Origin of the sequence: Dokdonella fugitiva (genome assembly GCF_014138265.1) — a bacterium.
Taxonomy (GTDB): domain Bacteria; phylum Pseudomonadota; class Gammaproteobacteria; order Xanthomonadales; family Rhodanobacteraceae; genus Dokdonella_A; species Dokdonella_A fugitiva_A.
In genome coordinates this window covers 231,574-251,858 of the sequence record NZ_JACGXL010000001.1, presented here as the reverse complement: position 1 = coordinate 251,858, position 20,285 = coordinate 231,574, and the positions used below count along the sequence as shown (strand labels likewise).

Annotated in this window: 16 protein-coding genes; 8 read left to right on the top strand and 8 right to left on the bottom strand. The window is 67.0% G+C overall.

Annotated elements, in window-relative coordinates; genetic code table 11:
* Positions 1-40: 40 nt before the first annotated feature.
* Complete coding sequence (locus FHW12_RS01120; RefSeq protein ID WP_182529149.1) at positions 41-1,561, bottom strand: DUF2341 domain-containing protein; 1,521 nt, start codon at positions 1,559-1,561, stop codon at positions 41-43.
* A 171-nt stretch (positions 1,562-1,732) separates the two neighbouring features.
* On the opposite strand from FHW12_RS01120, the gene aat reads away from it, so the two are divergent.
* Positions 1,733-2,455, top strand: a complete 723-nt coding sequence (gene aat, locus FHW12_RS01115) for a leucyl/phenylalanyl-tRNA--protein transferase (protein ID WP_182529148.1) — start codon at positions 1,733-1,735, stop codon at positions 2,453-2,455.
* Between the two features lie 107 nt (positions 2,456-2,562).
* On the top strand, positions 2,563-2,781 hold the full coding sequence (gene infA, locus FHW12_RS01110) for a translation initiation factor IF-1 (protein ID WP_131997832.1): 219 nt from the start codon (positions 2,563-2,565) through the stop codon (positions 2,779-2,781).
* A 73-nt stretch (positions 2,782-2,854) separates the two neighbouring features.
* Here infA and clpA read toward each other — a convergent pair whose 3' ends face one another.
* The gene (gene clpA / locus FHW12_RS01105) at positions 2,855-5,134 is read right to left on the bottom strand and encodes an ATP-dependent Clp protease ATP-binding subunit ClpA (protein ID WP_182529147.1); all 2,280 of its coding nucleotides are present in this window, start codon (positions 5,132-5,134) and stop codon (positions 2,855-2,857) included.
* Positions 5,135-5,248: 114 nt separating this feature from the next.
* Positions 5,249-5,575: an ATP-dependent Clp protease adapter ClpS gene (clpS, locus tag FHW12_RS01100; protein WP_182530101.1), complete on the bottom strand. Its 327-nt coding sequence runs from the start codon at positions 5,573-5,575 to the stop codon at positions 5,249-5,251.
* 122 nt (positions 5,576-5,697) lie between these two features.
* On the opposite strand from clpS, the gene FHW12_RS01095 reads away from it, so the two are divergent.
* From FHW12_RS01095 to acnA, 4 genes are all read left to right on the top strand, one after another.
* The gene (locus FHW12_RS01095; protein ID WP_182529146.1) at positions 5,698-6,189 is read left to right on the top strand and encodes an NUDIX hydrolase; all 492 of its coding nucleotides are present in this window, start codon (positions 5,698-5,700) and stop codon (positions 6,187-6,189) included.
* Between the two features lie 58 nt (positions 6,190-6,247).
* The gene (mnmA, locus tag FHW12_RS01090; RefSeq protein ID WP_310735107.1) at positions 6,248-7,360 is read left to right on the top strand and encodes a tRNA 2-thiouridine(34) synthase MnmA; all 1,113 of its coding nucleotides are present in this window, start codon (positions 6,248-6,250) and stop codon (positions 7,358-7,360) included.
* Positions 7,353-7,976, top strand: coding sequence for a high frequency lysogenization protein HflD (gene hflD / locus FHW12_RS01085; protein ID WP_182529145.1), 624 nt, complete (start codon positions 7,353-7,355; stop codon positions 7,974-7,976). The genes mnmA and hflD overlap by 8 nt, the downstream gene beginning before the upstream one ends.
* Before the next feature lie 264 nt (positions 7,977-8,240).
* On the top strand, positions 8,241-10,991 hold the full coding sequence (gene acnA / locus FHW12_RS01080; RefSeq protein ID WP_182529144.1) for an aconitate hydratase AcnA: 2,751 nt from the start codon (positions 8,241-8,243) through the stop codon (positions 10,989-10,991).
* A 253-nt stretch (positions 10,992-11,244) separates the two neighbouring features.
* Here acnA and FHW12_RS01075 read toward each other — a convergent pair whose 3' ends face one another.
* Complete coding sequence (locus tag FHW12_RS01075; RefSeq protein ID WP_182529143.1) at positions 11,245-11,670, bottom strand: hypothetical protein; 426 nt, start codon at positions 11,668-11,670, stop codon at positions 11,245-11,247.
* 144 nt (positions 11,671-11,814) lie between these two features.
* On the opposite strand from FHW12_RS01075, the gene FHW12_RS01070 reads away from it, so the two are divergent.
* Positions 11,815-13,497, top strand: a complete 1,683-nt coding sequence (locus FHW12_RS01070) for a long-chain-fatty-acid--CoA ligase (protein ID WP_182529142.1) — start codon at positions 11,815-11,817, stop codon at positions 13,495-13,497.
* Positions 13,498-13,632: 135 nt separating this feature from the next.
* Here the strand turns inward: FHW12_RS01070 and FHW12_RS01065 are convergent, their stop codons facing one another.
* The gene (locus tag FHW12_RS01065) at positions 13,633-13,938 is read right to left on the bottom strand and encodes a PilZ domain-containing protein (RefSeq protein WP_259392791.1); all 306 of its coding nucleotides are present in this window, start codon (positions 13,936-13,938) and stop codon (positions 13,633-13,635) included.
* Between the two features lie 406 nt (positions 13,939-14,344).
* Here FHW12_RS01065 and FHW12_RS01060 point away from each other — a divergent pair, with 406 nt between their 5' ends.
* On the top strand, positions 14,345-15,265 hold the full coding sequence (locus tag FHW12_RS01060; RefSeq protein ID WP_182529140.1) for a crotonase/enoyl-CoA hydratase family protein: 921 nt from the start codon (positions 14,345-14,347) through the stop codon (positions 15,263-15,265).
* Between the two features lie 31 nt (positions 15,266-15,296).
* Here FHW12_RS01060 and FHW12_RS01055 read toward each other — a convergent pair whose 3' ends face one another.
* The 3 genes from FHW12_RS01055 to lysS form a co-directional block, all read right to left on the bottom strand.
* On the bottom strand, positions 15,297-17,447 hold the full coding sequence (locus FHW12_RS01055) for an ATP-binding protein (RefSeq protein ID WP_182529139.1): 2,151 nt from the start codon (positions 17,445-17,447) through the stop codon (positions 15,297-15,299).
* A 32-nt stretch (positions 17,448-17,479) separates the two neighbouring features.
* A complete protein-coding gene (locus tag FHW12_RS01050; RefSeq protein WP_182529138.1) occupies positions 17,480-18,529 on the bottom strand; it encodes a response regulator in 1,050 nt (349 codons plus the stop codon).
* Between the two features lie 148 nt (positions 18,530-18,677).
* Positions 18,678-20,195 (bottom strand): lysine--tRNA ligase, encoded by a 1,518-nt coding sequence (gene lysS, locus FHW12_RS01045; RefSeq protein ID WP_182529137.1) that lies wholly within the window; start codon positions 20,193-20,195, stop codon positions 18,678-18,680.
* Between the last annotated feature and the right edge of the window lie 90 nt (positions 20,196-20,285).

Sequence of the window (20,285 nt, the reverse complement as noted above, 5' to 3'; positions counted from 1 at the left end):
CCGGCGGCACCCGTCGCTGCGGGTGCCACCGAACGACCGATCATTGCGTCGGGCAGATCACGCCGCCGAGATCGAAGCCGTCGCGCAGCAATACTTCGGTCGCGCTCAGCACGGTAACCGGAAGGATCGCCGACGTGCTCGGCAGGTTGTCCGCGTCGCCGCCGTAGATCGCCGTGATGTCGTAGCTGCTGAGTGGACCGCCGCCCACCACCGCGAGATCGGTCACGGTGCACGTGGCCGCACCGGCGGCGAGCGGCACGTCCGTGCACATCGCCGCGCCGCCCTTGTCGAACGTGACCGCGCCCGTCGGCGCCTGGCTGCTCGTCGTATTCGACTGGAACGTGATCGGCTGGCCCTCGACGAACGTCGTCTGGCATGCGGTGGCGAGCGTGGTCGCGCTGGTCAGGCGCAGGATCGTCTGCGTCAACGTATCCGAGCTGGAACCGGCGTTGTTGGCGTCGCCGGCATAGGCCGCGACGATCGCGTGGTCGCCCGCCGACAATGCGCTGGTCGCGCAACTGGCGATCGGCGGAACGTCGGTGCTGAGCGCGACGGCGGTGCAGCCCGCGATCGGCGAACCATCCGAAGTGAAGTCGACGACGCCGCCGGGCGCGAAGATGCCGTCGACGGACGCGGTGAACGTCACCGTCGTGCCGAGCACGGGGGTTGCGCTGTCGCTCTGCAGGGACGTCTGCGTCGGTCCCGGGCCCGGCGTCGCGACCGGCTCGACGCCCGCGTGCTGGCGCGTGCGGAATTCGAAATCCGGATAGCCGTAGTGGTAGTTGGTCAGCACATTCGGCGGGAAGGAATCCTTCGTGCAACTGTTGCAGTAGCGCATGTCGTAGTACGTCAGGCGCGGATTGATCTGCGACGAATTCCCGAAGTAGTAGCCGTCGCTGGCTTCCTGGTACATCTCGAGCACGTACTGCTGACCCGGGTTGAGCCACATCGGCTGCGGCAGGTCGACGTACGAGTACTGTGCGGCCGGGCCGCCGACCTGGGTCTGCGCGAGCAACGCCTGCGTCGCGTAGTCGAACAAGGTGATGTATCGCGTCGTGCCCGTCGGTTCGGCCTTGCCGAACTGGGTCACGAGGATGTCCTCGTTGGGACTGAAGCGAAAACCGCGCTGGCTGTTGCCGACGCCGCCGGCGCCGCCGCCGAAAACCTGGTTGGTCGCCGAGTTCTCGGGCACGCCGGTGAAATCGAACACGTCGAGCGTGCTCTCGCTGGCCGCGGCCGCATTGCCGCTGAACAGCCAGATGCCGGTATCGCTCGATGCCGGCAGCGACGGCACCTTGAGCCAGACGACGGTCGAGGCCGTATCGACACCGCTCTCGATCCAGTAGCTGATCGCGTCGGTGCCTTCGAAATCCGTGGCGAAGCGCAGGTCGCTCGCGTCCGCGTTCATGTTGCCGGCCGCGATGATGCTCGCGGTGTCGACGACGAACCGCACCTGGTAGTCGGTCAGGGCGGTGCCGCTGCCTTCGGTGATCGTGACCGGAATCGCCGTGCTCCAGCCCGGCGGATTCGCGGCGGCCACGAGCGGGGCCAATGCGAGCATGAGGCCGGCAGCCATTGTTCGGGCACGCGGGAACGCAGCGCACCGGACCCGGTACGACGATGCATGGTTGTACATTGGAGAACCCCCTGTTTGAGCGGCCGGAAAGCTAACACACGTGTCCGTAATTTGTGAACCACGTCACATTTTGACGCCGGTCGGCGGCGAGCCCGCATGAGAATCCACTGGCTGCACGCCGGCGACACGACGTTCCCCGCCGTCGAGCGCGCACTCGCCGAACCTGACGGCCTGCTCGCTGCCGGCGGCGATCTCGCGCCTGCCCGCCTGCTGTCGGCCTATCGCCGCGGCATCTTCCCGTGGTACTCCGACGGCCAGCCGATCCTCTGGTGGTCACCCTCGTCGCGCACGGTGTTCGACACGGAAGCGATGCATATTCCGCGCCGGCTCGCGCGCTGGTTGCGTTCGTGCGATTGGCGCATCCACGCGGACACCGCGTTCGTCGATGTCATGCGCGCCTGCGCCGCACCGCGTCGGCACGAACACGGCACCTGGATCACCGACGACATGCTCGCCGCCTACGCCACCTTGCATGCGCTCGGCCACGCGCACTCGGTCGAGGCGTGGGACGGCGATCAGCTCGTCGGCGGCATCTACGGTGTGGCGATCGGCCGCATGTTCTACGGCGAGTCGATGTTCAGCGGCGCGACGAACGGCTCGAAGGTCGCCTTGCTCGCGCTGTGTCGCGCGATGCGCGATTGGGGCTGGCCGTTGCTCGACGCGCAGGTCGCCTCCGACCACCTGTTCACGCTCGGCGCACGCGAAATGCCGCGCGCCGGCTTCTGCGCCAAGGTCGATGCGCTGGTCCGCCTGCCTGCCCATGACGGCTCGTGGCGCGAGCGGTTTCCACGGCTGGATCCGGCGGATCTGGGCTGCTGATCCGGGCCGTTCTTGCGGTTTGTCGACATTTTCGCTTCCCGCAGCCGCCCGATCGTGGCAGAATCGCGCGCCTTTCCGGGCCTGACGCCCGGCCATATCGGGAACCAATGTCCAAAGACGACGTCATCGAAATGGAAGGCTCGATCCTCGAGACCCTTCCGAACACGATGTTCCGCGTGAAGCTCGAGAACGGCCACGTGGTGACCGCGCACATCTCCGGCCGCATGCGCAAGAACTACATCCGCATCCTCACCGGCGACAAGGTCAAGGTCGAGATGACACCGTACGACCTGACCAAGGGTCGCATCACCTACCGCATGAAGTAGGTGACGGAACCTTCGAGCACAAAAAAAAGGCCGCGCAGTGCGCGGCCTTTTCCATTCCGGCGACTCGATCGCGTCACTCGACCACGGCCGGCAGCTTTTCCGCCGCCTCGCAGTCGACAGCGAGCTTGCCTTCCTTGACCGACAGCAGCACCTTGCCGCCCTCGGCGAGCTTGCCGAACAGCAGTTCGTCGGCGAGCAGGCGCTTGACGCTCTCCTGGATCACGCGCGACATCGGCCGCGCGCCCATCTGCGGGTCGAAACCGTGCTCGGCGAGCCAGCGCCGCGCGTCGGCGTCGACGTGCAGCACGACGTGCTTTTCCTGCAGCTGCGTCTCGAGTTCGATCAGGAACTTGTCGACGACGCGCAGGATGTGCTCGAAGTCGAGCGAGTTGAACTGCACGATCGCGTCGAGGCGATTGCGGAACTCCGGCGTGAACGCGCGCTTGAGCGCTTCCATCGCGTCGGTCGTGTGGTTCTGTTCGACGAAGCCGATCGTGCGCCGCGATGCCTGCTGCGCGCCGATGTTCGTGGTCATCACGACGATCACGTTCTTGAAGTTCGCCTCGCGGCCGTTGGTGTCGGTCAGTGCACCGCGGTCCATGATCTGCAGCAGCACGTTGTAGACGTCCGGGTGCGCCTTCTCGATCTCGTCGAGCAGCAGCACGCAGTGCGGATGCTTGACGATCTGCTCGGTCAAGAGGCCGCCCTGGTCGAAGCCGACGTAGCCCGGGGGCGCGCCGATCAGGCGCGACACCGAATGCGCCTCCATGTACTCGGACATGTCGAAGCGGACGAGTTCGATGCCCAGCTGCATCGCCAGCTGACGCGTGACCTCGGTCTTGCCGACGCCGGTCGGGCCGGTCAGCAGGAAGCAGCCGATCGGCTTGGCCGGGTTGCCGAGGCCCGAGCGCGCCATCTTGATGGAGGCGGCGAGCTTGTCGATCGCCTCGTCCTGGCCGAACACGACCATCTTGAGGTTGCGGTCGAGGTTGCGCAGCACGTCGCGGTCCGACGCCGACACCTGCTTGGGCGGGATGCGCGCCATGCGCGCGACGATGAACTCGATGTCGGGCACGTCGACGAGCCCGCTGCGATCCTTCTCGGGCAGCAGGTGCTGGCGCGCGCCGGCCTCGTCGATCACGTCGATCGCCTTGTCCGGCAGCAGCCGGTCGGCGATGTGCTTGACCGACAGGTCGACCGCGGCCTTCAGCGCGTCGTTGGTGTATTCGACCTTGTGATGCTCCTCGAAGCGCGTCTTCAGGCCCTTGAGGATCTCGATGCTGTCGGCGATCGAGGGTTCGACCACGTCGATCTTCTGGAAACGGCGCGCGAGCGCGCGATCCTTCTCGAACACGCCGCGGTATTCCTGGAACGTGGTCGAGCCGATGCAGCGCAGCTCGCCGCTGGCGAGCACGGGCTTGATCAGGTTGGACGCGTCCATCGTGCCGCCCGAGGCGGAACCGGCGCCGATGATCGTGTGGATCTCGTCGATGAACAGGATCGCGCCCGGCTCCTTCTTGAGCTGGCCGATCACGCCCTTGAGGCGCTTCTCGAAGTCGCCGCGGTACTTGGTGCCGGCAACGAGCGCGCCGAGGTCGAGCGCCCAGATCGTGCAGTGCGCGAGCACTTCGGGCACTTCGCCTTCGACGATGCGCTTGGCGAGGCCTTCGGCGAGCGCGGTCTTGCCGACGCCGGCTTCACCGACATAGAGCGGGTTGTTCTTGCGACGGCGGCACAGCACCTGGATCGTGCGCTCGATCTCCTCGTTGCGCCCGATCAGCGGATCGATCTTGCCCTGGCGCGCGAGCTCGTTGAGGTTGTTGGCGAACTCGGCGAGCGGGTTGCCGCGCGGCTCGTCGCCGCCTTCGGTGTCGCGCCCGGCTTCGCCGCCTGCGGGCTGCGTGCCGTTCGGCTCGTGGCCGATCTTGGCGATGCCGTGCGAGATGTAATTGACGACGTCGAGGCGCGACACTTCCTGCTGGCCGAGGAAGTACACCGCGTGCGAATCCTTTTCGCCGAAGATCGCGACGAGCACGTTCGCGCCCGTGACTTCCTTCCGGCCCGACGACTGCACGTGGTAGACCGCGCGCTGCAGCACGCGCTGGAAGCCGAGCGTCGGCTGCGTGTCGCGCTCGTCGTTCGGCGGCAACACGGGGACGGTTTCGGTGATGATCGAACGGAGGTCGCGGGCTAGCTTGGCGGTGTCGACGCCGCAGGCGCGCAACACGGCGATCGCCGACGCGTTGTCGAGCAGCGCGAGCAGGAGGTGCTCCACCGTCATGAACTCATGACGTTGTTCGCGTGCCTCCTTGTAGCACTGGCCGATGGTGACCTCGAGATCCTTGCTGAACATTCAGGGTGCTCCGGACTGCCTGCCTGGGTGAATGGCTTGCAATATATGGACCGATGATGCGGCTTCAATCGTGCACGTCGCTCCGGAATCTCCTCGACTTGGCCAAGGCGAGGGTCACGCCTTCTCCATCGTACACAGCAGCGGGTGCTGGTGGCTGCGCGAAAACTCGTTGACCTGGGTCACCTTGGTCTCGGCCACCTCGCGTGTAAAGACGCCGCAAACGCCCTTGCCGCGCGTGTGGACGTGCAGCATGACCTGGGTCGCGCGTTCGCGATCCATGCTGAAGAAGGTTTCGAGGACGACGACCACGAAGTCCATCGGGGTGAAGTCGTCGTTGAGCAGGACCACCTGGTACAGCGGGGGACGCACCACCTCGGGGCGCGCCTCCTCGACGGCCAGGCCGGGGCCACGTTCGGGATGTTGGTCGGGTTGGTTCGCCATCGGCAACGGTTCGATTTCGTCGGCCTCGAGTATAGCGCCGCACCATGTCGGCTCGCCTGCGCAGATGGTGACGTCGGCTTCATGCACAAGGCCGGCTCGGCGCGGACTGTTACACTGGCGGGATGACCCGGATTTCAACCGTCGTGACCGAGCTTGAAGAGGACGTCTGGCGTCCACATGTGACGGTGGCCACCGTCGTCCCGCGCGAGGGACGTTTTCTCCTCGTCGAAGAAGACGTGCGTGGCCGCACCGTCCTCAACCAGCCGGCCGGACACCTCGAGCCGGACGAATCCCTGCTCGATGCCGCCGTGCGCGAAACGCTCGAAGAGACCGGCTGGGACGTCGCCTTGACCTGCCTGCTCGGCGTGCAGCAGTGGCGGTCGCCGTCCGGCAGCCAGTTCGTCCGCTTCACGTTCGGCGCCGACGCGCTGCGCCACGAGGCCGGGCGCCCGCTCGACGCGGGCATCCTGCGCGCGCTGTGGCTCTCGCGCGAGGAGATCGCGGCCGACGCGGCGCGCCTGCGCAGCCCGATGGTGCTCGCGAGCATCGACGACTGGCTCGGCGGCCGCCGCCTGCCCCTCGACAGCGTGCGTTCGTTCAGCGTCCGGCCATGAGCGCGCACTCCCGCGGACCGCGCGCGGGCACCGGACGCCTGCACGGACGCCCCTCACAGTGACGGCACGCGTCATCGTCGGCATGTCCGGCGGCGTCGATTCGTCGGTCGCTGCACTGCTGCTGCAGCGCGCAGGCGAATCCATCGCCGGCCTGTTCATGCAGAACTGGGAAGAGGACGAACGCCGCGGGCCGTGCCGCGCCGACGAGGACCGCAAGGATGCCGTCGCGGTGTGCGCGAAGCTCGGCATCCCGCTCTACCTGCGCAACTTCGCCGACGCGTACTGGGACCAGGTGTTCGAGCACTTCCTCGCCGAGTACCGCCGCGGGCGCACGCCGAACCCCGACGTGCTGTGCAACCGCGAGATCAAATTCAAGACCTTCCTCGATCATGCGCACGCGCTCGGCGCGGAGCGGATCGCCACCGGCCACTACGCGCGCGTCGACTGCGTGGACGGCCGCTGGCGTCTGCTGCGCGCGCGCGACACCGGCAAGGACCAGACCTATTTCCTGCACGCGCTCGGCCAGCACGCGCTCGCCTCGACGCTGTTCCCGCTCGGCGGGGTCGAGAAGGCGGACGTGCGCGGCATCGCGCGCGACGCCGGCCTCGCCACGCACGACAAGAAGGACTCGACCGGCATCTGCTTCATCGGCGAGCGCGACTTCAGGGCGTTCCTGTCCGACTACATCCCCGCGCAACCGGGCCCGATGCGCACGCCGGACGACGTCACGGTCGGCGAGCACGCGGGCGTGTTCTACTACACGCTCGGCCAGCGCAGCGGTCTCGGCATCGGCGGACGTCGCGGCGCCGAAGGCGAACCCTGGTACGTGATCGGCAAGAACGTGGCGGACAACGTGCTCTACGTCGCGCAAGGCAATGCCAACCACTGGCTGCAGTCGCGTCGCCTCGCGGCGAGCGCGACGACGTGGGTCGCGGGCACCGCGCCGGCGGCGTCGTTCCGCTGCACGGCGATGACGCGCTACCGGCAGGTGCCTCAGGCATGCACGGTCGAACTCGACGGAAGCGGTTGTACGGTCACGTTCGACGAGGCGCAGCGCGCGGTCACTCCCGGACAGTCGGTGGTCTTCTACGACGGCGACGCCTGCCTCGGCGGCGCCGTGATCGAATGCAGCGATGCAGCGTACGGCGGCTGGGAGGCGCGCGATGCGTGAGGCCCGCGTGATCGCACTCGCTGGCGTGCTGCAGGCCTGCCGTCTCGTGCACGAGGTCGCGACGCGCGGACGCGCCGACGCCGCCAGTGTCGAGGCAAGCCTCGCCAGCGTGTTCCGCATCGACGCCGACAGCGCCGCCGCGGTGTTCGGCGGCCTCGGCGGCGTGCGCCTCGGCCTCGAGACGCTGCTGCACCAGTTCGAGAGCCGCGAACGCAACCTCGCCCTGACCCGCCTCGTGCTCGGCACCTTGCGCCTGCAGAAGCGCCTCGCGCGCAACCCGCGCATGCAGCGCGCTCTGCGCGACGGCATCGAGGGGATCCAGCGCCAGGCCGACCATTTCGGCCTCGCCCATCCGACCGTGCAGGCGCGCCTGGCCGACCTCTACGTCGCTACCCTGTCGCAACTGCGCCCGCGCGTGGTCGTGCACGGCAACCCCGTGCAACTGTCCAATCCGCAGGTCGTCGCGCAGATCCGCGCGCTGCTGCTCGCCGCGGTACGCGCGGCCGTGCTCTGGCGCCAGGTCGGCGGCGGCCAGCTGCGCCTGCTGCTGCGCCGGCGCGAATACGCGATGCTCGCGCGCGGACTGCTCGCCCGCAGCACCCTCGACCGCGGCTGATCAGGAAGAACCCGAACGCGAAGGCAAGAGGGATGCGTGGGACGTCACCGACGAACCGGAGGCGCGTTCGTCCGGGATGCCCTTCTTTCCTTCGTGTTCTTCGCGTCCTTCGTATTTCAGGTGTTGCCGTCGAGCGCCGCTTTGGCGAAGACCAAGGTTTGCGCGATAATGGCGGGCCCATTCGCCGGTCCGTCCCCGGGACCGCGCCCGCGGCGCCCGCCGCGGCCTTGCGCCAAGCGAAACGCCAGCCAGCAGGAGATGCAGATGACAGATTCGTTCTCGACCCGGGACGTGCTCGAGGTCAACGGCAAGCGCTACCACTATTCCAGCCTGGTCAAGCTCGGCCAGCGCTTCGACCTCAAGCGCCTGCCCTACTCGATGAAGATCCTCCTCGAAAACCTGCTGCGTCACGAGGACGGTCTGAACGTCACTTCGAAGGAAATCGAGGCGGTCGCGAACTGGGACGCGAAGAAGGAACCGGACACCGAGATCTCCTTCATGCCGGCGCGCGTCGTGCTGCAGGACTTCACCGGCGTGCCGTGCGTGGTCGACCTCGCCGCGATGCGCGACGCCGTGGTCAAGCTCGGCGGCGACGCGACGCAGATCAATCCGCTCGCGCCGGCCGAACTCGTGATCGACCATTCCGTGCAGGTCGACGCCTTCGGCTCACCGAAGGCGCTCGAGACGAACGTCGAGATCGAGTTCGAACGAAACCAGGAGCGCTATTCGTTCCTGCGCTGGGGCCAGAAGGCGTTCAACAACTTCAAGGTGGTGCCGCCGCGCACCGGCATCGTGCACCAGGTGAACCTCGAGCACCTTGCGCGCGTGGTGTTCACCGCGGACAAGGACGGCGAGAGCTGGGCCTATCCGGACACCGTGTTCGGCACCGACTCGCACACGACGATGATCAACGGCATCGGCGTGCTCGGCTGGGGCGTCGGCGGCATCGAAGCCGAAGCCGCGATGCTCGGCCAACCGTCGTCGATGCTCATCCCGCAGGTGGTCGGCTTCAAGCTGACCGGCAAGCTCGCCGAAGGCGTGACCGCGACCGACCTCGTGCTGACCGTGACGCAGATGCTGCGCAAGCTCGGCGTGGTCGGCAAGTTCGTCGAGTTCTTCGGCCCCGGCCTCGCCAACCTCGCGCTCGCCGACCGCGCGACGATCGCCAACATGGCGCCCGAATACGGCGCGACCTGCGGCATCTTCCCGGTCGACGCCGAAGCGCTCAACTACATGCGCCTGTCCGGTCGCGACGAAGCGCAGATCCGCCTCGTCGAGGCGTACGCGAAGGCGCAGGGCCTGTGGCACGACGAATCGACGCCGGCCGCGGAGTTCAGCGCGACGCTCGAACTCGAGCTCGCCGACGTCAAGCCGTCGCTGGCCGGTCCGAAGCGCCCGCAGGATCGCGTGCTGCTCGAAGGCGTGCGGAAGAGCTTCCTCGACGCAGTCGGGCCGCTCACTGCGAACCGCAAGCCGCGCACGCAAGCGACGGCCGACTTCATCGCTGAAGGCGGCAGTGCGGCGATCGGCAACCCGGCCAACGCGATCCTCAACGGTGGCGTCGTGGTCGAGAAGGACGGCAAGACGTTCAAGCTGGCCGACGGCGCGGTCGTGATCGCCGCGATCACCTCGTGCACGAACACGTCGAACCCGGCGGTCATGCTCGGCGCGGGCCTGCTCGCCAAGAAAGCTGCTGCGAAGGGCCTCACGTCGAAGCCCTGGGTGAAGCCGTCGCTCGGCCCAGGCTCCCTCGTCGTGACCGACTACCTCGAGAAGACCGGCCTGCTCAAGGAACTCGAGAAGGTCGGCTTCTACGTCGTCGGCTACGGCTGCACGACGTGCATCGGCAACTCGGGTCCGCTGCCGATCGAGATCAGCAAGGGCATCGCCGAGGGCGACCTGGCGGTCGCCTCGGTGCTGTCCGGCAACCGCAACTTCGAGGGTCGCGTGCACCCCGAAGTGAAGATGAACTACCTCGCCTCGCCGCCGCTCGTGGTCGCCTACGCACTCGCGGGCACGCTCGACATCGACCTCACGAAGGATCCGATCGGCACCGGCAGCGACGGCCAGCCGGTCTACCTCAAGGACATCTGGCCGAGCAACAAGGAAATCTCCGACACGATCGCCGGCGCGATCAATCCGGCGATGTTCACCAAGAACTATGCCGACGTGTTCAAGGGCGACAGCCGCTGGAACCAGATCGCCTCGCCCGACGGTTCGGTCTACCGCTGGGACGATTCGACCTACATCAAGAACCCGCCGTACTTCGAAGGCATGGGCAAGGAAGCCGGCCGCATCGAGGACATCCACCGCGCGCGCGCGCTCGGCGTGTTCGGCGACTCGATCACGACCGACCACATCTCGCCCGCCGGCTCGATCAAGAAGGACAGTCCGGCGGGCCGCTTCCTGATTTCCAAGGGCGTCGATCCGAAGGACTTCAACTCCTACGGTTCGCGCCGCGGCAACGACGACGTGATGGTGCGCGGCACGTTCGCCAACATCCGCATCAAGAACCTCATGCTGTCCGGCGTCGAAGGCGGCTACACGCTGCACGTGCCGAGCGGCGAGCAGATGGCGATCTACGACGCGGCGATGAAGTACAAGGCGGACGGCACGCCCTTGGTCGTGCTCGCGGGCAAGGAATACGGCACCGGCTCGTCGCGTGACTGGGCCGCGAAGGGCACGTTGCTGCTCGGCGTGAAGGCGGTCATCGCCGAGAGCTTCGAGCGCATCCATCGCTCGAACCTCGTCGGCATGGGCGTGCTGCCGTGCCAGTTCATGGACGGTGAAAACGCGCAGACGCTCGGCCTGACCGGCAGGGAAACCTTCGACGTCACCGGCCTGCACGACGGCGAAGCGAAGGTCGCCGATGTCGTCGCGACCGGGCCCGATGGTAGTCGCAAGGCGTTCAAGGTCCGAGTGCTGCTGCTCACGCCGAAAGAGCGCGAGTTCTTCCGCCACGGCGGCATCCTGCAGTACGTGCTGCGCCAGCTCGCGGCGAGAAAGGCCGCGTAAGGCGCGTCGTGCGCTCGAAGGCGTAAGGAGAACGGCGCGGGAAACCGCGCCGTTTTCTTTGCCTCGATCCACCCACTCGGCCGCCGCCCGGCGTTCGCGACGCCGACGGGCATCGCATCGGGGAAGTGCATTCCGAACAGCGTCGTGGGCCGGTCGCGCACAGCGCGGCCGGCGAGCAACGGGACGAACTGCTGACGTCCAGCCTACGCGCCGCCGTTGTGGCTGGGCGCGCGCGATGCCCGGCGGCATCGCGTCAGCGCGCGTCGCTCGACCATTTCGCGTTGTAGCAACGCCACTGGCGCCCTTCGCGGCGCCAACCCGTCTCGAAATGCACCGTCACCGCGCGATCGGCGATCCAGCGGCCGCTCGAGTCGGTGATGTCGGCGTCGAAGCGCGCCACCGCGCGATCGCCGTGCAGGTCCACCGCGACCGAGCCGATGCGCACGCCGATCGCGTTCGCGCCGAGCATCTGTGCGCGCAACAGGCTTGCGAGCCCGGCCCGATCGATGTCGTCGTTGCCGACGAAATCGTCGGCGACGAGATCGAGCACTTCCTTGCCGCGATGTGCCTCGACGGACGCGGCGCCCGCGGCGATCGCTGCGCGGATCGCCTCGTCGTCGGGCTGGCGCGAGCAAGCGACGGACAGCAGGCACCACAGGATGATCAGGATCGGACGCACGAAGACCTCGCTCGCGCCACGTTGCAATGCGGCTTGCCGCTCGTTCCGGCCTTGTGCTGCAATCGACCGTACCCGTGCGAATCGTCGCAAGGGTAAACGAAAGCGAAGCGTCGGCGCGATCGACGCCGCCCACAGGGGAACCGCATGGCGAACACGAACCGTCCCTGGCTGGCCAGCTATCCGCCGGGGACACCGGCCGAGATCGACCCGAACCAGTACCGCTCCGTCGCGGCACTGCTCGAGGAGTGCTGCGACCGCTTCCGCCACCGGCCCGCCTTCACCAACATGGGCCGCAGCATCACCTACGGCGACCTCGACCGGCTCAGCGCGACCTTCGCCGCGTTCCTCGTCAACGACCTCAAGCTGGCCAAGGGCGATCGCGTCGCGATCATGATGCCCAACCTGCTGCAGTATCCGATCGCGATCATGGCGGTGCTGCGCGCGGGCCTGACGGTGGTCAACGTCAATCCGATGTACACGCCGCGCGAGCTCAAGCACCAGCTCGACGACTCCGGCGCGAGCGCGATCATCGTGCTCGACAACTTCGCGCACACGGTCGCCGAGGTGATCGGCGGCACGCCGTGCAAGCACGTGATCTGCACCGCCATCGGCGACCTGCTCGGTTTCCCGAAATCGGCGATCACCAATTTCGTGGTGCGCCACGTCAAGAAGATGGTGCCGGCGTATTCGCTGCCGAATGCGATCCGCTTCAACGAAGCGCTCGGCCGCGGCACGCGTTCCAGGTTCACGAAGGTCGAGATCGGGCCGGACGACCTCGCCTTCCTGCAGTACACGGGCGGCACCACCGGCGTCGCCAAGGGCGCGATGCTCACCCATCGCAACATGGTTTCGAACATGCTGCAGGCCTACGCGTGGATCGGGCCGAACATGCGCGAAGGCGAAGAAGTCGTCATCACCGCGCTGCCGCTGTACCACATCTTCGCGCTCACGGCGAACTTCCTCGTGTTCGCGCGCGTCGGCGGCTTCAACCACCTCATCACGAATCCGCGCGACATGCCCGGCTTCGTCAAGACGATCCGCTCGATCGGCTTCACCGCGCTCACCGGCGTCAACACGCTGTTCGCCGGCCTGCTCAACACGCCCGGCTTCGACCAGGTCGATTTCTCGAAGCTGCGCCTTACCCTCGGCGGCGGCATGGCCGTGCAGCGTGCGGTCGCCGAGCGCTGGAAGAAGGTGACCGGCTGCGCGCTCGCGGAGGCCTATGGCCTCACCGAGACCAGCCCCGCCGCGTGCATCAACCCGCTCGACATCAAGGAATACAACGGTTCGATCGGCCTGCCGATCCCGTCGACCGACGTCAATATCCAGGACGACGACGGCCGCGTGCTGCCGCTCGGCGAAACCGGCGAGCTGTGCATCCGCGGCCCACAGGTCATGAAGGGGTACTGGAACCGACCCGAGGAGACCACGAAGGTGCTCTCGCCGGACGGCTGGCTGCGCACCGGCGACATCGCGCGCATCGATCCGAGCGGCTACGTCTACATCGTCGACCGCAAGAAGGACATGATCCTCGTGTCCGGCTTCAACGTGTACCCGAATGAGGTCGAGGACGTCGTCGCGCAGATGCCCGGCGTGCTCGAAGTCGCCGCGGTCGGGGTGCCGGACGAGAAATCGGGCGAGGCGGTCAAGCTGGTGATCGTGAAGAAGGACCCGGCGCTGACCGAGGAAGCGGTGCGCGCGCACTGCAAGGCCAACCTGACGGGTTACAAGCTGCCCAAATACGTCGAATTCCGCGAATCCTTGCCCAAGACGAACGTCGGCAAGATCCTGCGGCGCGAGCTGCGCGAGGCGGCTGCAGCCCATTGACGGGGCCGCCCGATCGCGGCAACGGTGGGTTTTCGGGGCCGGCGAGCGATCCGCAATGCGTGGCTCGCCCTTGCCGCAGGGAGCAGCCGGCCGGGTCGTGGCCGTCCATTCCGCGCATCGCGGAAGCAGGCTGACTCAGGCGGAATACGGCTCCAGCCGGTCGGCGTAGCCGCCGAGCAGGTTCCACAGCGGAGCTTCCTTGTTCTCGGGGATGCGCTCGTAGGCGAAGCCGAGCTGCGTGTCGGTCACGCGCGCGAGCCGTGCATCGACGTGGATGTCGAGCGCTTCGCCGATCAGCATGTCGAGCACGAATACGTCGTCGATGCGGCCGCGCCAGTTGTCCGGCTTCGCGACGAGAACGCCCGTGGCCGAGATGTCTTCGATCTCGCTGCTCCAGGCATTCAGCCCGCTGCTGATCAGCACCGCGGAACGGATCGACATGCGAGCCGGCCGCAGATTCTTCTTTTCCCCTTCGTTGGTCATGCTTCCTCGCGTGTCGCTTGCAGCCCCAGACTTTCCGATACGGTCCTGCAAGAACCGCACCATTACGGAAATGGTAGTACCTGCCGGTCAGCCGCGCGAGCGCGTCCGTCCGTGAGATACCAGCCCGGTGAATCCCCGATTCCGCCGCGCGGGAGTATGGATATGCACCCTGCCGCACGCAATTCTGTGAACCAGTCGACAGAATTGATATTGACATGTCACATCCGATCGGATTTGTCAATGCTTCATGGCGTTTACGTTAGACTCGCTCGCGATCGCACGGATCAGGCACCAGGATGTGCAGAACATTCGTCGGCCGTTCGGCGGCGGTCACGACCGGCCTCTTACTCTCCAGGGGTGCAACATGAGTGCCGTCGAATCGCTGCATCGTGACAACGATTTCCGCCTGCTGCGTACGCAAGAAGATCCCGTCGCCAACACGAGTTGGTGTTTCATGCACGCGACGCGCTTTCCGCGCGACGCGGGTTACCGCGCGTGCTTCAGCACGCTGCTCATCAAGGAAGTACGCGAGTTCCAGAAACGCGTATCGGACCGCCTGACCCTGCAGTCCACCAACGGTGACGAGCGCATCGCGCACGTCGTGCTCGCGTCCGACGCAGACGTGTTCAACCTCGGTGGGGATCTCGAGCTGTTCTGCCGGCTGATCAAGACGCGCAATCGCGAGCACCTGCTCGCCTACGCGCGCCAGTGCGTCGAAGGCGTGTACGGCTTCCACGAGCAGCTGAATCGCCACATGCACAGCGTCGCGCTGGTCCAAGGCGACGCGCTCGGCGGCGGATTCGAAGCCGCCCTGTCCTGCCATTCGATCGTCGCCGAGAGCGGCGTCGGCATGGGCTTCCCGGAGGTGCTGTTCGACCTGTTCCCGGGCATGGGCGCGTACTCGTTCCTGTGCCAGCGCGTCAGTCCGCGCTTCGCCGAGGAGATGATGCTCAACGGCACGATCTACTCGAGCGACGAACTGCACCGACTCGGTGTCGTCGACGTGCTCGTACCGAAGGGCGAAGGCGTGCAGGCCGTGCATGAACTCATCCGCCGCAACCAGCGCATCTCGCACGCGCGCACGGCGATGAACCGCGTGCGGCAGATGCGCTCGCCGGTGAGCCTCGTCGAACTGATGCAGATCACCGAGATCTGGGTCGATACCGCGATGCAGCTCGGCGAGAAGTCGCTGCGCACGATGGAGCGCCTCGTGCGTGCGCAACGCAAGCGGCCGCAGGAACTGTCGGCGCCGCAATTGGAGGTGGTGCAGTCCGCGATGGGTTGATTCTTTCCCTTTCGTTGGCCGAGCGTCCGTGTCAGGACGGCCGCTCGGCCTCGGCGTGTTCCGGGCTTCCCTTCAGCGCCACGCGCGCGACTTCCAGCTGCTCGCGCAGCCCGCGTACCGACTGGCGCCACTCGCGCGGCAGTTGCCAGTTGCCGAGCTTCATCGCCGTCGCCGCAGCTTCGGCAAGGTGTATCGCACCCATGTTGCCCGCCACGCCCTTGAGTGCGTGGCAACCGTCGCGGAAGGCGTCCCATCGCGCCGCCGCTCCCGTGCGCTCGAGTTCGCCGATGTTGGTCAGCGCATCGCGCAGGCATTCGTCGACGAACAACGAGACGAAGTCGGTGCCGAGCTGCAGTTCCTCGAGTTCGCGCAGCACTTCCGGCTCGATCGGCGACGTGGATGCGCGCGGCTTCTCGCGCCCGACCGCGGCGAGCTCCGCGGCCGGTCGTTCCGTCGCTGCCGGCGCACTGGCGATGTCGCTCAAGGTGTCGAGCAGTCGCGCCACCTGTACCGGCTTGGTCAGGAACGCGCGCGCGCCGGCCTGCTCGCACTGACGTACGGTGCTGGTCGTCGCATCGGCGCTGAGCATCACGAACGGCGTCGGCGTGCGCCCGGCCTGCATCACGCGCGCCTGCTTGAGCACGTCCAGGCCGCTCACGCCGGGCATGTGCAGGTCGATGATGACCGCGTCGAAATCGCCCTGCTCGATCGCGTCGAGCACTTCCTCGCCGCTGTTGACCGCGATCGCCTTGTGCCCGGCCTTCTCCAGCAGGCGCTGCAGCACCGTGATGTTGGTCGGCTGGTCGTCGGCGATCAGCAGTTGCAGCGAGCGCGTGCGAGCACGGTGACGCACGAACGGGTCGCCGAACGCGATGACGTTCGGCGGGTCGACCGCCTCGGTCGCTTCGGCCGCGACGAGCGCGAATGGGAGCTCGGCCCAGAAATGCGAACCCTCGCCTTCCGTGCTTTCGAAGCCGATGCGGCCGCCGAGCAGTTCGGTCAGCGACTTCGCGATCGTCGTGCCGAGACCGCTGCCGCCGAAACGACGCCCGTGCCCGCTGTCGGCCTGCTCGAACGCGTTGAAGATGCGCGCCTGCGCCTCGGCCGGGATGCCGACGCCGGTATCGCGCACCGAGAACAGCAGGGTCGACGTGGACGTACCCGCGGACTCGCTCCGCCTGCGCTGCGACACCTCGATGAAGACGCTGCCTTCCTCGGTGAACTTGATCGCGTTGGAAACGAGGTTGATGAGGATCTGGCGCAGGTGGTTGGCATCGCCGTGCAGCGAGGTCGGCGTGCCCGGCGCGACGCGGATCTCGAACAGCACGCCCTTGCCGTTGGCGAGCGGCTGCAGCATCACGCGCAGGGCGTCGAGCAGGTCGTCGAGGCGGAAATCGACGTCGACGCGACGTAGTTTGCCGACTTCGATCGCGGAGATGTCGAGCACGTCCTCGATCAGCCCGAGCAGCGTCTTCGCCGACGTCTGGATCACCGTCGCGCATTCACGCTGCTCGGTGCTCAGGCGCGTCGTGGTCAACAGCTCGGACATGCCGACGATGCCGTTCAGCGGCGTGCGGAACTCGTGGCTCATGTTGGCGAGGAAGGTGCTCTTCGCCGCGTTCGCCCGTCGCGCCTCCTCGGTCGCGCGCGTCAATGCGCGCAGCAGCGAGGACAGGTACATCGGGATCGCGATGAGGCCGCACAGCAAGCCCCACGACAGCGCCTTGTTCTGCTGCCAGAACGGCGTGGTCATGATCACCGAGAAGAACGACAGGCTCGCGAGGGCGATCGCCGCGCGCAGGTAGGTCGGCCCGTAGCGCAGGCCGTTGCCGATCGTGACCCACATGAGGATCACGTACAGCGGCGCGACTTCCTGTCCGGACAGCGCCATGATCGCGCCGATCGAGCCGTAGTCGGTGAGCATGCCGAGTACGCGCCGCGGATGCGATACGCCCGGTTGCCGGATCAACCAGCCGAGGATCGCCGCGCCGACGACGGCGTCGAGCATGACGTAGCGCAACGCGATCTGCACGGTCGCCGTATGCGAGCCCGATACGGTGACGAGCCCGGCCAGATAGACCAGGAACACCATGACGATCGCCATGCGGACGATCGCTTGTTCGTGCTCGCTGTCGGGGCGCTTCTGGAAGCGCGACTTGAGCTTGGCCAGCAAAGGGGACATGCCCTACCTCGGCGGCGACCGGGTCGCGGCGTTCAGCCTTCTCCCGGTGGTTCGAGTTTCGCACTGAGGATGTCGAGGATGCGGACCTCGTTCGCCATCAATGCGTCCACACAGGAAGGATCAAAAAGCGTGCCACGATGGGCCTTCATGTAGTCGAACGCCTCCTCGGACGTCCAGGCACGCTTGTACGGGCGTTCCGACGTGAGCGCGTCGAACACGTCCGCGGTGGCCACGATGCGGGCCGGCAGCGGGATTTCCTCGCCTTTCAGCCCATCCGGATAGCCACTGCCGTCCCAGCGCTCGTGGTGGCGCAACGCGATCAGGGCCCCCATCTGCACGAACTTGCTCTTGCTGTCGCGCAGGATGTCGTATCCGATCAACGGGTGTCGGCGCATGACCGCCATTTCCTCGTCGGTCAAGCTCGCGTGCTTGAGCAGGACTGCGTCGGGGATGCCGATCTTGCCGATGTCGTGCAGCGGCGCGGCCGAGGTCAGGATCGCGACCTCGTCCTCGCTCATGCCCAGTGCCTCGGCGAGCACCTCGGCGTAGTGCGACATGCGCAGCAGGTGCAGACCGGTGCCGCAATCGCGGTATTCGATCGCGCGGGCGAGGCGGTACAGGGTTTCGCGCTCGCGCTGCTCGACCTCGCGCACCCCTTCGAGCACGCGCTCCTCGAGCGAACGGGCCCGCTCCTTGACCGACTCGCCCTGCTGGCGCAGCTGCAGCAGGTTCTTGCAGCGCGTGCGCAGCTCGCGCGGGCGCACCGGCTTGACCAGGAAATCGATGACGCCCGCCTCGAGCGCGGCCTGCCGCACCGGTTCGTCGCCGACGACGCTGATCAGCACGATCGGCACGTCGCGACGCGACAGCGAGCGACGGAAGCGGCGCGCGAACTCGAGCCCGTCCATGTCCGGCATGCGGTAGTCGAGCAGGACGAGGTCGGTCGCGTGCGCCTCGGACCAGCGCAGCGCCTCGACCGGGTTGCCGAAATCGGCGGTGTGGACGCCCGGGCCGATCGCCTCGACCACATGCCGGAGCATGGTGCGAGCCGAAGACTGGTCATCGACGATCAATACATTCACGCAACTCTCCGCGAACGCGTTGCGGGACGCTCAGGGGAAAAACACTCGTCGCTGCGCGGTTCAGGCGCAGGCGATTTCTTCCCTAGGTTAGCACGCTGGCGCGCCCGCCCGTCCACAAGTATCCCTTGGGCACGGGCAGCCTCGCGGATCAAGCTTCCGGGCGCATGTAGGGAAACAGCAGAACGTCGCGGATCGACGGCACGTCGGCGAAGAACATCACGAGGCGGTCGATGCCGACGCCGAGGCCGCCGGTCGGCGGCATGCCGACCTCGAGCGCGCGGATGTAGTCGGCGTCGAAATGCATCGCCTCGTCGTCGCCGGCGTCCTTGGCGGCGACCTGGGCGCGGAAGCGCGCGGCCTGGTCCTCGGGGTCGTTGAGCTCGGAGAAGCCGTTCGCCATTTCCTTCGCGCCGATGAACAGCTCGAAGCGGTCGGTGACTTCCGGGTCATGGTCGCTCGCGCGCGCGAGCGGCGACACTTCGGTCGGGTAGTCGGTGATGAAGGTCGGCTGGACGAGCGTGCCTTCGACGGTCGCCTCGAACAGTTCGAGCAGCAGCTTGCCCCAGCCGTGGCCCGGCTTGACGTGGATGCCGAGGCGAGCGCAGTGGCGCGCGAGTGCTTCGCGGTCGCGCAGCTCGTGTTCGCCGATCTCCGGGTTGTGGTGGCGCACCGCCTCCGCCATCGCCCAGCGGCGGAACGGCGGCCCGAGGTCGATCGCCTGCCCCTCCCACGCGAGGCCGGTGCGGCCGAGCGTCGCCTGCGCGGTCTCGCGGATCATCGCCTCGGTGAGGTCCATCACCTCGGTGTAGGTCGCGTAGGCCTGGTACAGCTCGAGCATGGTGAATTCGGGGTTGTGCCGCGTCGACACGCCCTCGTTGCGGAAATTGCGGTTGATCTCGTAGACGCGTTCGAAACCACCGACGACGAGGCGCTTGAGGTAGAGCTCCGGCGCGACGCGCAGGTACATCTGCAGGTCCAGCGCGTTGTGGTGCGTGACGAACGGCTTCGCCGTCGCGCCGCCGGGGATCGGGTGCATCATCGGCGTCTCGACTTCCATGAAGCGGCGCGGCGACGCTTCGAGCCACTGGCGCATGAAGCGGATCATCGCCGAGCGCAGCTCGAACACGCGGCGCGATTCGGGCGTGACGATGAGGTCGACGTAGCGCTGGCGATAGCGCTGCTCGACGTCGGCGAGTCCGTGGAACTTGTCCGGCAACGGGCGCAGCGACTTGGTCAGCAGGCGCAGCGCGTCGACCTTGACCGACAGCTCGCCGGTCTTCGTGCGCATGAGCGCGCCTTCGGCGCCGACGATGTCGCCGACGTCCCAGCCCTTGAACGCGTCGTAGGTGTCGCCGACGGTTCCCTGGTGGATGAACAGCTGGATGCGACCGGACAGGTCCTGGATCTGCACGAAGCTGACCTTGCCCTGCACGCGTTTCAGCACGATGCGACCGGCGACGGCGACACGACGCGCCGCGCCGTCGATCGCCTCCGCGCTCCAGCGCTCGGTGTCGGCGAATTCCGCCTGCAGGTCGCCCGCGAATGCATCGACGCGGAAATCATTGGGGAACGCCACACCCTGCGTGCGCAATGCGCGCAATTTCTCGCGACGCTCGGCGATCAGCTTGTTCTCGTCGGGCGGCAGGATGTCGTCGCTATCGCTCATGGCGGCCTTGGTTCGATCTCGGTGAAGTCGCGTATCGGGCGGCTCGAAAAATCGCTTTCGATGCCGCGACGGCAAAGCTCGATAGTGTAA

Excerpts from the sequence above, each read along its gene's own strand:
- FHW12_RS01120 (WP_182529149.1), bottom strand. The coding sequence starts at position 1,561 with ATGCTCGCATTGGCCCCGCTCGTGGCCGCCGCGAATCCGCCGGGCTGG.
- aat (WP_182529148.1), top strand. The coding sequence starts at position 1,733 with ATGAGAATCCACTGGCTGCACGCCGGCGACACGACGTTCCCCGCCGTC.
- infA (WP_131997832.1), top strand. The coding sequence starts at position 2,563 with ATGTCCAAAGACGACGTCATCGAAATGGAAGGCTCGATCCTCGAGACC.
- clpA (WP_182529147.1), bottom strand. The coding sequence starts at position 5,134 with ATGTTCAGCAAGGATCTCGAGGTCACCATCGGCCAGTGCTACAAGGAG.
- clpS (WP_182530101.1), bottom strand. The coding sequence starts at position 5,575 with ATGGCGAACCAACCCGACCAACATCCCGAACGTGGCCCCGGCCTGGCC.
- FHW12_RS01095 (WP_182529146.1), top strand. The coding sequence starts at position 5,698 with ATGACCCGGATTTCAACCGTCGTGACCGAGCTTGAAGAGGACGTCTGG.
- hflD (WP_182529145.1), top strand. The coding sequence starts at position 7,353 with ATGCGTGAGGCCCGCGTGATCGCACTCGCTGGCGTGCTGCAGGCCTGC.
- acnA (WP_182529144.1), top strand. The coding sequence starts at position 8,241 with ATGACAGATTCGTTCTCGACCCGGGACGTGCTCGAGGTCAACGGCAAG.
- FHW12_RS01070 (WP_182529142.1), top strand. The coding sequence starts at position 11,815 with ATGGCGAACACGAACCGTCCCTGGCTGGCCAGCTATCCGCCGGGGACA.
- FHW12_RS01065 (WP_259392791.1), bottom strand. The coding sequence starts at position 13,938 with ATGTCGATCCGTTCCGCGGTGCTGATCAGCAGCGGGCTGAATGCCTGG.
- FHW12_RS01060 (WP_182529140.1), top strand. The coding sequence starts at position 14,345 with ATGAGTGCCGTCGAATCGCTGCATCGTGACAACGATTTCCGCCTGCTG.
- FHW12_RS01055 (WP_182529139.1), bottom strand. The coding sequence starts at position 17,447 with ATGTCCCCTTTGCTGGCCAAGCTCAAGTCGCGCTTCCAGAAGCGCCCC.
- lysS (WP_182529137.1), bottom strand. The coding sequence starts at position 20,195 with ATGAGCGATAGCGACGACATCCTGCCGCCCGACGAGAACAAGCTGATC.